Origin of the sequence: Aurantimonas sp. E1-2-R+4 (genome assembly GCF_036549515.1) — a bacterium.
Lineage (GTDB): Bacteria > Pseudomonadota > Alphaproteobacteria > Rhizobiales > Rhizobiaceae > Aurantimonas > Aurantimonas coralicida_A.
Genome location: NZ_JAZHLK010000007.1, coordinates 1 through 12,819, shown reverse-complemented (window position 1 = coordinate 12,819; position 12,819 = coordinate 1). Strand labels below are relative to the sequence as shown.

The 12,819-nt window shown below is 63.9% G+C and carries 11 protein-coding genes; 2 read left to right on the top strand and 9 right to left on the bottom strand.

Annotated features, from left to right (window positions below; all coding sequences use genetic code 11):
• The first annotated feature begins 36 nt into the window (after positions 1-36).
• The gene (bluB, locus tag VQ045_RS05100; protein WP_331829361.1) at positions 37-729 is read left to right on the top strand and encodes a 5,6-dimethylbenzimidazole synthase; all 693 of its coding nucleotides are present in this window, start codon (positions 37-39) and stop codon (positions 727-729) included.
• A gap of 58 nt (positions 730-787) precedes the next feature.
• Here bluB and rpe read toward each other — a convergent pair whose 3' ends face one another.
• The 7 genes from rpe to VQ045_RS05065 all read right to left on the bottom strand — a co-directional run bounded on the left by rpe (position 788) and on the right by VQ045_RS05065 (position 8,024).
• Entirely contained in the window at positions 788-1,471 is a 684-nt protein-coding gene (gene rpe, locus VQ045_RS05095) for a ribulose-phosphate 3-epimerase (RefSeq protein WP_331829360.1), read from the bottom strand.
• A complete protein-coding gene (gene cbbX, locus VQ045_RS05090) occupies positions 1,468-2,490 on the bottom strand; it encodes a CbbX protein (RefSeq protein ID WP_331829359.1) in 1,023 nt (340 codons plus the stop codon). The genes rpe and cbbX overlap by 4 nt, the downstream gene beginning before the upstream one ends.
• Before the next feature lie 139 nt (positions 2,491-2,629).
• Positions 2,630-3,052: a ribulose bisphosphate carboxylase small subunit gene (locus VQ045_RS05085; RefSeq protein ID WP_331829358.1), complete on the bottom strand. Its 423-nt coding sequence runs from the start codon at positions 3,050-3,052 to the stop codon at positions 2,630-2,632.
• A gap of 224 nt (positions 3,053-3,276) precedes the next feature.
• Positions 3,277-4,737 (bottom strand): form I ribulose bisphosphate carboxylase large subunit, encoded by a 1,461-nt coding sequence (locus VQ045_RS05080; RefSeq protein ID WP_331829357.1) that lies wholly within the window; start codon positions 4,735-4,737, stop codon positions 3,277-3,279.
• A gap of 165 nt (positions 4,738-4,902) precedes the next feature.
• Positions 4,903-5,985, bottom strand: coding sequence for a class II fructose-bisphosphate aldolase (gene fba, locus VQ045_RS05075; RefSeq protein WP_331829356.1), 1,083 nt, complete (start codon positions 5,983-5,985; stop codon positions 4,903-4,905).
• 67 nt (positions 5,986-6,052) lie between these two features.
• Positions 6,053-6,928, bottom strand: a complete 876-nt coding sequence (locus VQ045_RS05070; RefSeq protein WP_327622398.1) for a phosphoribulokinase — start codon at positions 6,926-6,928, stop codon at positions 6,053-6,055.
• A gap of 55 nt (positions 6,929-6,983) precedes the next feature.
• Positions 6,984-8,024, bottom strand: coding sequence for a class 1 fructose-bisphosphatase (locus tag VQ045_RS05065; RefSeq protein ID WP_331829355.1), 1,041 nt, complete (start codon positions 8,022-8,024; stop codon positions 6,984-6,986).
• Between the two features lie 131 nt (positions 8,025-8,155).
• Here VQ045_RS05065 and VQ045_RS05060 point away from each other — a divergent pair, with 131 nt between their 5' ends.
• On the top strand, positions 8,156-9,106 hold the full coding sequence (locus tag VQ045_RS05060; protein WP_331829354.1) for a LysR family transcriptional regulator: 951 nt from the start codon (positions 8,156-8,158) through the stop codon (positions 9,104-9,106).
• A 76-nt stretch (positions 9,107-9,182) separates the two neighbouring features.
• On the opposite strand, the gene VQ045_RS05055 is transcribed toward VQ045_RS05060, so the two are convergent.
• The gene (locus VQ045_RS05055; protein WP_331829353.1) at positions 9,183-12,422 is read right to left on the bottom strand and encodes an Eco57I restriction-modification methylase domain-containing protein; all 3,240 of its coding nucleotides are present in this window, start codon (positions 12,420-12,422) and stop codon (positions 9,183-9,185) included.
• Between the two features lie 151 nt (positions 12,423-12,573).
• Positions 12,574-12,819: hypothetical protein (locus VQ045_RS05050; protein WP_331829352.1), on the bottom strand; the 246-nt coding region annotated here is incomplete at its 5' end.

Here is a 12,819-nt window from a genome sequence, read left to right as displayed (position 1 = left end):
ATAGCTGCGCCTCGACCCAAAGCCGAAGGAGCAGAGATGCTGGAAAAGCCAAGCCCGCGACCGGCCGGAGCCTTCGACGATGCGGAACGCGCGGCGGTCTATCGCGCGATCGAAACGCGGCGTGACGTGCGCGACGAGTTCCTGCCGCGACCGTTGCCCGACGACGTCCTTCGGCGGCTGCTGGAGGCCGCCCATCATGCGCCCTCGGTCGGCTTCATGCAGCCGTGGAACTTCGTTCTGGTCCGGGATTCGGCGGTTCGCCACCGCGTTCACGCCGCCTTCAGCCGAGCCAACGAGGAAGCCGCGGAGATGTTCGCCGATGGGCGGCAGGCGACCTACCGATCCCTGAAACTGGAGGGTATCCGCAAGGCGCCGCTCAATATCTGCGTCACCTGCGACCGAAGCCGTGGCGGCCCGGTCGTCATCGGCCGCACGCACAATTCGGAAATGGACCTTTATTCGACCGTCTGCGCGGTCCAGAATCTGTGGCTCGCGGCGCGGGCCGAGGGCGTCGGCGTCGGCTGGGTCTCGATCTATCACGAGCCGGAATTGCGCGAGATCCTCCAGATCCCGAAAGAGATCAGCGTCGTCGCCTATCTGTGCGTCGGCTATGTCGACCGGCTGTATGACGAGCCCGAGTTACAGGCGAAGGGCTGGCGACGGCGCCTCGATCTCGACGACCTCATCTTCGACGACGCCTGGGGGCAAAGGGCGGGCGGCTTGGAATAAAAACCGCGCGGGCCTTTTCGGCATCGCGCGGCAACAGGGCATCCTGAGAGGGAAGAGCTCAGGCGGCCTTCGACACCGCCCCCGCCGCCGCGCGGATCGCTTTCATGTTGGCTTCGTAATGCGCCGGCGTGCCACCCTTGAAGATCGCCGAGCCGGCGACGAGCACGTCGGCGCCGGCCTCGACCACCAGCGGGGCCGTCTCGGGAGTCACGCCGCCGTCGATCTCGATATGGATGTCGCGGTCCCCGATCATCGCCTTGACCCGGCGCACCTTGTCGATGACCGAGGGAATGAAGGCCTGCCCGCCGAAACCCGGATTGACCGTCATCAGGAGAACGAGGTCGAGCCGGTCTAGCACGTATTGGATGACGCTTTCCGGCGTCGACGGGTTGAGCGAGACGCCGGCCTTCTTGCCGAGCGCTCGGATCGCCTGCAGCGAGCGGTCGAGATGCTTCGTCGCCTCGGCATGCACCGTGATGATATCGCAGCCGGCCTCGGCGAAGGCCTCCAGATACGGGTCGCACGGCTCGATCATCAAATGACAGTCGAACACCTTCTTCGAGGCGCCGCGGACGGCTTTGACGATCGGCGGGCCGAAGGTGATGTTCGGCACGAAATGGCCGTCCATCACATCGAGATGGATCCAGTCGGCGCCGGCCTTGTCGACCGCCGCAACCTCCTCGCCGAGGCGCGCGAAGTCCGCTGAGAGGATCGAGGGGGCGATGATGACGGGCTTGGTCATGGGGTCTCCTGCGTGCTGTCGTCGTCCCGGCCGGGCGGGTCGTTGAAGACGCGGCTGGCGGAAATGTCTTCCGCCTCGATGCGCGAAAGCGTTTCGGCGTTCAAGGGCCCCTCGGCGGTTTCGAACAGCCGGTTGGCCTGTCTGAGCCGCGCCCGGTCAAGTGCATTGCGGATCGAGCGGGCGTTGGCGAAATGCGGTTGCGCCCGGCGCCGCTCGATATAGCGCGCCAGCACCGCCTTTGCTTCGTCGGCGAGGTGATAGTTCTGCCGCTCCAGCATGCCGACCGAGATTCGCAAAAGCTCGTCGTTGGAATAGTCGGGAAAGTCGATGTGGTGGGCAATGCGCGAGCGAAATCCGGGATTCGACTCGAAGAACGTGTCCATCCGGTCGGCATAGCCGGCGAGGATGACGACAAGGTCGTCCCGCTGATTCTCCATCACCTGCAGCAGGATCTCGATCGCCTCCTGCCCGTAGTCGCGCTCGTTCTCCGGGCGGTAGAGATAATAGGCCTCGTCGATGAACAGGACACCGCCCATCGCCTTCTTGAGGATGTCCTTGGTCTTCGGCGCGGTGTGGCCGATATATTGGCCGACAAGGTCGTCGCGAGTCACCGAGACGAGATGGCCCTTGCGGATGTAGCCGAGCCGATGGAGGAGGTTCGCCATTTTCATCGCCACCGTCGTCTTGCCGGTGCCGGGATTGCCGGTGAAGCTCATGTGCAGTGTCGGTGTCTCGTGGGCGAGGCCGAGCCGGCGGCGGGCCCGCTCGACCAGAAGCAGCGCCGCAGTCTCGCGAATTCGCTTCTTCACCGGCGCCAGACCGATGAGATCGCGATCGAGCTCTTCCAGCACGTCCCTGACGCCGGCATCCTCGTATTCGCGCTTGAGGTCGACGGTTATGGGGACGGTTTCGTCAACGTTGTCACCGATCGCGGCTGCTTGTGGCTCCGCCGTCGTCTTCGAGGGCGCGGTCTCGCCGTCAGACTTTCCGCCCTTGTTCAACTCGTCGAGGTAGCTCATTCGATGACCTCCCGTTTGCCCGGCTTTGTGCCTCGGACTTGTCCGTTGCGGCAGCCCGCTCCTTGCAGAGCGGCCGCTCGATCCGATGCTTCGTCATCCCCGCCCGTCAGGTCGGGGATGACGATGGCGGCGTGATGTCTCAGCCCGAATACCGCTCGCCCTCCGGCTTGTCGGTGGCGTAGGTCTCGGTGGTGTAGCGGATGTTGCGACCCTCCATCTCCTGCCGGCGCAGGCGGAAACCGGGCTCTTCCTTTGGTCGGTTGACGATGAAGCTGAGCTTCACCGATTCCCAGCCATGGGTGGAATCGAAGGCCGACATGCGGATGTAGCGGTCGCCATACGCCTTGCGGCACGCCGTCAGCTCCATCATCACGCCGGCCGCGTCCGCGATGTCGAACATCGGATGGCCCCACATGTCCCAATAGGTGTTCCGGGGATGCGGGTCGTCGGTGTATTCCAGATTCACTGCCCAGCCATTGTCGAGACAGTATTGCACTTGGCTTGTGATCTGCTTGTCGGTCAGGTCGGGCAGGAACGAAAAGGCTCCCTGGGTAACGCGCATGGTGTGATCTCCTGATCTGTCTGAGTTCTATGAAGCCCTCACCCGGCTGCTCGCTAACGCTCGCATCCACCCTCTCCCCGCTGGGTAGAGGAACGGGCGCGCCGCGTTCGAACGCGGCAACAAGGAAGGCGCCGAGGTCAACGGGTTCCTCTCCCGCCTGCGGGAGAGGGTGGCCAAGCGAGGCGGAGGCCGGGTGAGGGTCGATTCCATTGTTCTAAAGCCGATTAAGCCGAAGCCGTCGCCGTCACCTGATAATCGGGCGAGTCGGTCGATGTGTAGTTGAAGGTCACGTCCTTCCAGGTATCGAGCGCCTGCTTCAGCGGCGTACAAGTCTTGGCCGCCTGGTTGAGGATATCCGGCCCCTCGTTGAGAATGTCGCGGCCCTCGTTGCGGGCGAGGATCATGCATTCCAGCGCCACGCGGTTGGCCGTCGCGCCGGCCGCGATGCCCATAGGGTGACCGATGGTGCCACCGCCGAACTGCAGCACCACGTCCTCGCCCAGAAGGTCGATCAGCTGGTGCATCTGGCCGGCGTGAATGCCGCCGGAGGCGACCGGCATCACCTTGTTCAGCGAGGCCCAGGGCTGATCGAAGAAGATGCCGTTTTCGAGTTTTTGCGGCGTGAACTCGTCGCGGCAAATGTCGTAATAGCCCTTGGTCGTTGCCGGATCGCCCTCGAGCTTGCCGACGACAGTGCCTGCGTGGATGTGATCGACGCCGGCCAGCCGCGACCATTTGGCGATGACGCGGAACGACACGCCGTGGGTCTTCTGGCGCGTATAGGTCGAGTGGCCGGCCCGGTGCAGGTGCAGGATCATGTTGTTGCGGCGCGCCCACTTGGCCATCGACTGCATCGCCGTCCAGCCGATGACGAGGTCGATCATGATGATGCTCGACCCGAGTTCCTTGGCGAACTCGGCGCGCTCGTACATGTCTTCCATCGTCGCCGCGGTGACGTTGAGATAGCTGCCCTTGATCTCGCCGGTGGCGGCCTGCGCCTTGTTGACCGCCTCCATGCAGTACAAGAAGCGTTCGCGCCAATCCATGAAGGACTGCGAGTTGATGTTCTCGTCGTCCTTGGTGAAGTCGAGCCCGCCCTTCAGCGCCTCGTAGACGACGCGGCCGTAATTGCGACCGGAGAGGCCGAGCTTCGGCTTTACCGTCGCGCCGAGCAGCGGCCGGCCGAACTTGTCGAGGCGCTCGCGCTCGACGACGATGCCTGTCGCCGGCCCCTGGAAGGTCTTCACATAGGCGGTCGGCAGCCGCATATCCTCGAGCCGAAGGCCCTTCAGCGGCTTGAAGCCGAAGACGTTGCCGATGATCGAGGCGGTGAGGTTGGCAATCGAGCCCGATTCGAACAGGTCGAGATCGTAGGCGATATAGGCGAAATACTGGTCCTCGGTGTTCGGCACCTGGTCGACGCGATACGCCTTGGCGCGGTACTTTTCCGCCGCCGTCAGCCGGTCGGTCCACACCACGGTCCATGTCGCCGTGGAGCTTTCTCCCGCGACGGCCGCGGCCGCCTCGATCGGATCGACCCCGTCCTGGGGGATGATCCGGAAACAGGCGATGACGTCGGTTTCCTTCGGCTCGTAGTCGGGCTCCCAGTAGCCCATCTTGCGGTATTCCATGACGCCGGACTTGTAGCGGTCCTTGCCCTTGATGGTTTGTGAGGCCTGTTGCATAGCGGTCTCCTTCCTGGATCCGTGGTGGCGTGCGACCCTGCCGGCTCAGCAATTTCGGCACGCCTTCTCCGTTCGCCGCGAGGAGAGCCCCCGCGCCGTTTCGATTCAGCTTTGTCTCGGTTCGTTTGCCGCCCGGCCGACTACCCGGCCAGGTGGCGGTCCGCCCTACTCGGCGGCTTCGCGCATTGCGATGCGCGGTTCGAGTTCGCCCTTGGCGTAGCGCACGGCCATCTCATCGAGTGGCATCGGCCGGATCTTGCCAGCCTGACCGGCGCAGCCGAAGCGCTCGTAGCGATCGAGGCAGAGTGTCTTCAACGCCTCCATCGCCGGCACCAGGAACTTGCGCGGATCGAATTCCTCCGGCTTTTCCATCGCGACCCGGCGGAACTGGCCGGTCATCGCCATGCGGCAATCGGTGTCGATATTGACCTTGCGGACGCCGTGCCTGATGCCCCGGACGATCTCCTCGACCGGCACGCCATAGGTCTCGCGCATCTTGCCGCCATACTTGTTGATGATCGCCTGCAGATCCTCCGGCACCGAGGACGAGCCGTGCATGACCAAATGCGTGTTCGGCAGCTTCTGGTGGATCGCCTCGATGATGTGCATGGCGAGGATCTCGCCGTCGGGCTTGCGGGTGAACTTGTAGGCGCCGTGCGAGGTGCCCATGGCGATGGCAAGTGCATCCACCTTGGTCCGGCGGACGAAGTCGACGGCCTGCTCCGGGTCGGTCAGAAGCTGGTCTTCCGACAGCTTGCCCTCGAAGCCGACGCCATCCTCTTTCTCGCCCTCGCCGGTCTCCAGCGAGCCGAGCACGCCGAGTTCGCCCTCGACCGAGGCGCCGACCCAATGGGCCATCCGCGTCACCCGCTCGGTGATGTCGACATTGTAGTCGTAGGAGGCGGGCGTCGTCATGTCGGCCTCCAGCGAACCGTCCATCATCACCGAGGTGAAGCCGTGGCGAATCGCGGAGAGGCAGGTCTGTTCGTTGTTGCCGTGGTCCTGATGGATGCAAACCGGGATCTGCGGGAACATCTCGACCAGCGCCTCCATCATCTTCGACAGCATGATGTCCTTGGCGTAGGAGCGCGCCCCGCGCGAGGCCTGCATGATCACCGGCGCGTCGCTCTTGGCGGCCGCTTCCATGATCGCCAGCCCCTGCTCCATGTTGTTGATGTTGAAGGCGGGGACGCCGTAGTCGTTCTCGGCGGCGTGATCGAGAAGCTGGCGGAGGGTGATCTTGGCCATAGGGGTCTGGTCTCCTTGGAACGGGCCGCGTCGGTCCTGGTCGACGGGCGATCCCGTCGATCAGCGCTCAGGACGCGCGGCGCTTTTTTTCCATCAGCTGCATGATCAGCGGCGTCAGGATGAGTTGCATGGCGATGTCGAGCTTGTTGCCCGGGGCGACGATGGAATTGGCGCGCGACATGAAGCTGCCGGGAATCATCGACAGCAGATACGGAAAGTCGATGCCGCGCGGGTTGGCGAAGCGGATGACGATCATCGATTCATCCGCCGTCGGGATCCAGCGGGCGATGAACGGGTCGGACGTATCGACGATCGGCACGCGCTGGAAGTTGATGTTGGTGCGGGCGAATTGCGGGCAGATGTATTTCACGTAGTCCGGCATGCGGCGCAGGATCACGTCCATCACCGCCTCGGTGGAATAGCCGCGCGAGGCCTTGTCGCGGTGGATCTTCTGGATCCATTCGAGATTGATCACCGGCACGACGCCGATCTTCAGATCGGCGAGCGCGGCGAGATCGACCGCGTCGGCCTTCACGCAGCCATGCAGGCCCTCGTAGAACAGAAGATCGCTGCCCTCCTCCAGTTCCGTCCAGTCCGAAAAGGTGCCGGGCGCCGCGCCGTAGAGCTTCGCCTCGGCCTCGTCATGGACGTAGTGCCGGGTCTCGCCGCGCCCCTCGCGCCCGTAGTCCGAAAACACCGCCTGCAACTTGTCGAGGACGTTCGCCTCGGGGCTGAAATGCGAGAAGTGGCGGTTTCCCTGGCGCTCCTCGTCGGCCATCTTGTCCTTCATCGCCTGACGATCGTAGCGGTGGAACGCGTCGCCCTCGATGAACACCGCCTTCACCTGCTCGCGGCGGAAGATCTGGTCGAAGATGTTCTTCACCGACGTCGTCCCGGCGCCGGACGAGCCGGTAATGGCGATGATCGGATGCTTGGCCGACATGTCTTGGCGTCTCCTCCCGGTGCCGGGGCACTCCCTCCCAGGCAACCGTCTTAAATCAGGCTCTGAACAGGCTGCGCTTGCCGAACAACGGCGAGCGCTCGCTCAGCGCCGCCGGATCGGCGATGTAGCGGCCGACCCGTTCGACCTCGCGCCGCGAGCCGAACACCAGCGGCGTGCGGGCATGCAGTCCTTCCGGCACGATGTCCAGAATGCGGTTGATGCCGTCGGTCGCCACTCCCCCGGCGTTCTCGACGCAGAAGGCGACCGGATTGGCCTCGTAGACCAGCCGTAGCCGGCCCTTGGCGTAGCCCTTCCTTGCATCGCCCGGATAAAGAAAGATGCCGCCGCGCACCAGGATGCGGTAGCCGTCGGCGACCATCGAGGCGATCCAGCGCATGTTGAACTCGCGCTCGCGCGGCCCCTCCGCGCCGGCCAGGCAATCGTCGATATAGTTGCGGATCTGCGGGTCCCAGTGCCGATAGTTCGACGCGTTGATGGCGAACTCGCTGGTCCGGTCGGGAATCTCTACCGCCCCCTTCAGCTCGACGAAGCCGCTAGAGCCGGGCGAGAAGATGAAGACGCTGGTGCCATTGCCCAGCGACAGCACCAGCAAGAGCTGCGGCCCGTAGATGAAGAAGCCGGCGCCCAATTGGCGCGAGCCCGGCTGCTGGAACACCGATGCGGGGTCCGCCCTGTGTTCGTCGGTCGCCGGCAAGATCGAGAAGATCGTACCGACCGAGACATTGGTGTCGATGTTGGACGAGCCGTCCAGCGGATCGATCGCCAGAGCCAGCGTGCCGGCCGGGTCGAGCGTCACCGGTTCGTCCTGTTCCTCCGACCCGTAGAAGGCGATGGCCGACGCCTTGGCGGCGTCCATGAACAGCCGGTCGGCGACGACGTCGAGTTCCTTCTGCACGTCGCCGCCGGCGTTGGTCGCCTCGCGCGACGAGCCAAGATTGTCGCCGCCACCGTTGATGATGGTGTTGCGCAGCTTGACGGCGGCGTCGGCCAGATGGCGAACCGTTTCGGCGACCTTCTTGCGGGTCGGGTCCGCGCCTGCGGCGGACTGAAGATAGGCGTCGAGAGACGAGGGCATGTTTTCCTCCTGGGTGGCGTCGAAGCTCTGCGTCGCCGTTCACCCGTCGTTGGAAGGATGTTGGATGGCGCATGGAGCTAAGTAAAATTCATTATCTTTACCCGATCGATAAATTAAATTATGGATCAGGTATGCGTAACCTCACATTGCGACAGCTGCGATCAATTCAGGCGATCGACCATCACGGGACGATCGCCGCCGCCTCCCGGCAGCTCGGCCTGACGGCGCCGGCGGTGACATTACAGGTAAAGCAGCTGGAAGACGATTGCGGACTGGCATTGTTCGATCGCACCCGCGAGGGCATGCGGCTGACCGTGGCCGGCGCGGCGGTGCTGGAGGCGGCGAACGCCATCGAGACGACGCTGCGGGCGCTCTCCGACGAGATCCTGGCGATCAAGGGCGTGCGCTCGGGCACGATTCGGCTCGGCGTGGTGTCGACGGCGAAATACTTCGCGCCCCGGCTGATCGCCGCGTTCCGGCGCGAATATCCGGCCATCGAGATCAAGCTGACGGTCGGCAACCGGCTGGAGATCATCCGCGACCTGAAATCCTATCAGCTCGACATCGCGCTGATGGGGCGCCCGCCGATCGAGTTTCCGGTCGAGGCGATGGTGTTCGGCGACCATCCCCTGGTGATGATCGCACCGCCCGATCATCCACTCGCCAACGCCCGCGACATCGACCGGGCGCGGCTGCTCAAGGAGACGATCATCATCCGCGAGCCCGGATCGGGCACCCGCGCCTCGCTGGAGGGCTTCTTCGCCGGCCATCCGGGGGAACTGGACGAGGTCAGCGTCGAGATGGGCTCCAACGAGACCATCAAGCAGGCGGTGATGGCCGGGCTCGGCATCGCCTTCATCTCGGCCCACACCATCGCCTTCGAGGTGGAGATGGGGCGGCTGGTCATCCTCGACGTGGAGCACCTGCCGATTCGCCGGCAATGGCACGCGGTCGGCCGCAAGGAGCGCATGCCGGCGCCGGCCGAGATCGCCTTCAAGGATTTTCTCGTCAAGCGCGGCGCCGTCCATTTGCCGCTGCTGGGCAAGCTCTACCCGGCCGAGGGGATGGTAGCGGAGGGGTAAGGGGCGGGCGTAGGATGGGCGGGCTGTCCGATTTCGATCCTGATAAAATCATGGAACGAGGAGGTAATTTTCGGCGTCAAACCTGTCTTTCCAGCGATTGTTCGAGCAGCGCGATTTCCTCGGGCGTCAGGTCGAACGCCGCGTAGACCAGCCGGTCGATTTCGCGCTCGGCCGCCGCGATCTCGGCCGATAGCCGTTGAATTTTGGCCGACGCGTCGGCGTGCAGCGCCTCCCAGTCGCCGCGTTCCTTCGGGGCGATGTCGGCCTTCAGCGCACGTTTCACCTCCGCCCGGAATGCGGAAAAGTCCAGTTCGTGGAAGTTCTCCAGCTTGCGCGAGAGCTTCGCGCCCGGTGTGGCGAGGTCCGTCAGCAGGCGGTGGTGAAAGGTATCCTGACTAGCGAGCCGGGAGTGAGCGCTTCGGAAAGCGTTCAGCGCGTGCTCCGCGAGTTCTTTTGATCGCTTTCCGAAGTCAGGAATCGGTAGCTTTTCCACATACTGGACCCGCAATTCGTGCCAGCCATTCCGCACTGCCGGTGAGATTGATGTGAGAAAGCTCCATGCCAACGTCGAGTTTAAGAATCCAAGAAGCAGATAGTCAGCGTCGGGAATGAAGTAGGACTTATCGTTTGAGTATGCGCCAGTTTCCTCGACCGTGAACATCCTTTCGTTTTGAAAGTGGGGATAGGAAACCTTCCGCCCCTCGAATTTCGGCTGATAGGCCAGTTGCGCTTGCTGGAGCTCCCACCATTCCTGTTGCGTCGCGCGTGCCTCCAGCCGATCCTTGAACGGCAGCAGCCAATCGCGCACCGCCGGATAGGCGTCGATATCCACCTTGCCGCGCGGCGTATTGATCAGCCACAGCCCTTCCGGCTCGACCCGCCAGCGCTTGATGTTCTCGCCCTTCAGGAACGGCTTCAGCAGCTCCGCCGATTTCGCGTCGGCGGTCACCAGCCGGTCGCGGGTTTCCGTGTCGATGACGAAGGCCTCGTTGAGACCGGTCTTGATGCCGTAGAGCGGCGCACCATAGACCTCGCCTAGCGTCTTGCGGCCGGTAACGATCTTGTCGCGCAGGCTGGCCAGCGAATCGTCCTCGAATTGCCACGAGCCGCCGGTGAGCCGCGCCCGCGGCATCGGCACGGAGTCCTCGGCGAAGGCGGTGCCGATATCGCCCGGCGCAGTGCCGACGATGTTCAGAAAACGCAGCTCGCCCTGAGGCGGGCCGACCTCCGCCTTCTTCCGCATTGTCAGGATCGCCGGATAGGTGGTGACGCCCTCGAAGATCTGAGCATCGCCGAAATCGACCACCGTTTCCAGGTCGGTACGTTCGCCGAGCAGCAGCCGCAGTCTCTCGCCGTAGCCGGCGCGAAAGAAGCTCGACGTGGAGATGTAGCCGAGCCGGCCGTCGGTTTTGAGCAGCCGCACGCCCTTTTCGAAGAAGTACGCCGAAAGGTCCGTGCGCTCGTCGGCCACCGTGTAATGCTCGGCCAGCCACGGCTTGACGGCTTTGAGATGCTCCATCCGCACATAGGGCGGATTGCCGATGACGATATCGAAACCGCCGCGCTCGAACACCTCCGGAAACGCCGTTTGCCAGTCGAACGGCCGGTCCGCCGCCTTGGCGTCGTCGATCAGGCTGTTGCCGGCGCGGATCGTGTGGTCGAGCTTGGCCAGCCGGTGCTTTCGCCGCGCCGTTTTCAGCCACAGCGCCAGCCGGGTGATCTCAGCCGATTCCACGTTCAGATCGACGCCGTACAGATTCTTCGACAGGATTTCGTCGAAGCTGTCGAAATCCTGCTCCTCGCCGAGATCGGCGAGGCGCTCCGTCACCCGGCGGTATTCAGCCGCTAGCGCGTCGAAGGCCGCGACCAGGAACGCGCCGGACCCGCAGGCCGGGTCGACGATCGTCAGATCGCGCAGCGTCGCGAGGTAATCCCGCCAGAACGGGCGCTCCGATGCCTCGTCCGGCCACGGCCCGTCGCCGCTTTCGAGAAGGCTGCGGGTCCCCGTGTGCGTTTCCAGAAGGTCCGCGAAGCGTTGGGCGAGTGTTTCGCCGATGGTTCGCTCGACGAGGAACCGCGTGACGTGATCCGGGGTGTAGACGACGCCCTCGCGCTTGCGCTGTGACACCGCGATCGGCTCGCCCTCGCGCAGCTTCTCGATGTCGCCGATCGACTGCTCGAAGATATGCCCGAGAACATTGACCGAGACTTCCTTGCCGTAATCCCATCTGGTCAGACCCGCGATGTCCTCGGCCAGATGGTCCGGCACCACCACGTGGTCGGCAACCGCGTCATCGGCGAACAGGCCGCCATTGTACGGCCAGACATCGAAGGCGGGATTGCTGGTGGAATTGCCCTTGTCGATCCAGCGGAAGAGGCGGCGGACATTTTGCCAGACCGGTTTCGGATCGAAATTGTCCTGCTGCTCGATGGCGGTCGTGAAAATGTGCTGCGGCAGCATCCTGTTGCCGCAGGCAAAAGCGATGAAGATCACCCGATCCAGCAGTTTCTGTGCCGTCTCGATCGCCTTTTGCCGAACGAGTTTAGGACCGTCGGCGGAATCCGTCAGAAACGCCACGAGCCGGCCGCGCAAGTCCCGGAAGTCGATATAGAGTTGATCCGTGACGTCCTTCAGCGCTTCGTCGGAGGTCCGTAGTAGTGCCTCGGTGTCGCCGCCAATCAGGCGCCGCGCCTCGAGCATCAAGAGCAGACGTTCCAGTTGGCTGCGCTCGCCGAGACGCGTGAGATCGAACCGTTCGTATGCCTCGCGTCCGCGTCCGAGCCTGTAGAGCCTGATTTCCAGACAATTGGAGACCAGCACCCATTTGGCCCCGGGCGCGTCGGCCGCGTAATCCCAGGCCTGCTGCACCGGACTGACACCCCGACCCGGCATGATCTTGTCGAGGTCTGGCGTATCCGGTCCCTTCATCTCGAAGGGAGCGAGAACATGGTCGCCTTCGCCGTCCGGAAAGAACCGCCCGAGCGCCACATCGACCGGTTTGCGCCGAAGCATGCGCTCGAAGGCGAGGCTGTACTCCGCCTCGGCGGAAAACCCCTTGTAGCCCAGCAGTCCGGTCAGCACCTCGTCGAAGAAGACGTTGCGGACCTGGGTTTCCTTCTGCGCCCGAAACTTCGCGTTGCCGGCGCGCTTGGCGTAGTCGCGGGCCAGCGCGATCTGCTCGTCCGTCGGCGCGATCGCCTTCGTCGACAGAGCGGCCTGAACGGCCTTTTCCACAAACAGGGGGATATGCGGCAATGGCGCCGGAACTCGCGTTCTGGCTTTTCCCGAAGAGGGAATATCAATGCCTGCTGCCATGAAGAGATTCATGGTGTCAGTTAATAGACGGTCGCCAAAGATCGCAACGCGGATCGTTCACGGACGCGAGCTTCCTCACATGTCTTTTTCTCCGAACCGCTGTCACCGTCGAAAAAATATTTATCCCCACCCCTTTCACTCTCCCACACAATCACGTCACCGCCGGCCCATCCTGAGCCAGTCGAAGGAACGGGCGCGGACGATCGCCGGGATCGTTCGTTGGGCCAAAGGGGAGTGATCCCTGGCGGGCGGTGCCGGTTTCGGCCGCTTCCGGAGCGGCGGGAACCGGGCCTTGTGACGGCCGCGCCTGCCTTCCGTTCTGCGGGGAAGGCGGCATGCCGCCGGCCTGGAGGTCGTGCTCCTCCCGGCGGCATCCCACAGCCCGTCCGGTCCTGGC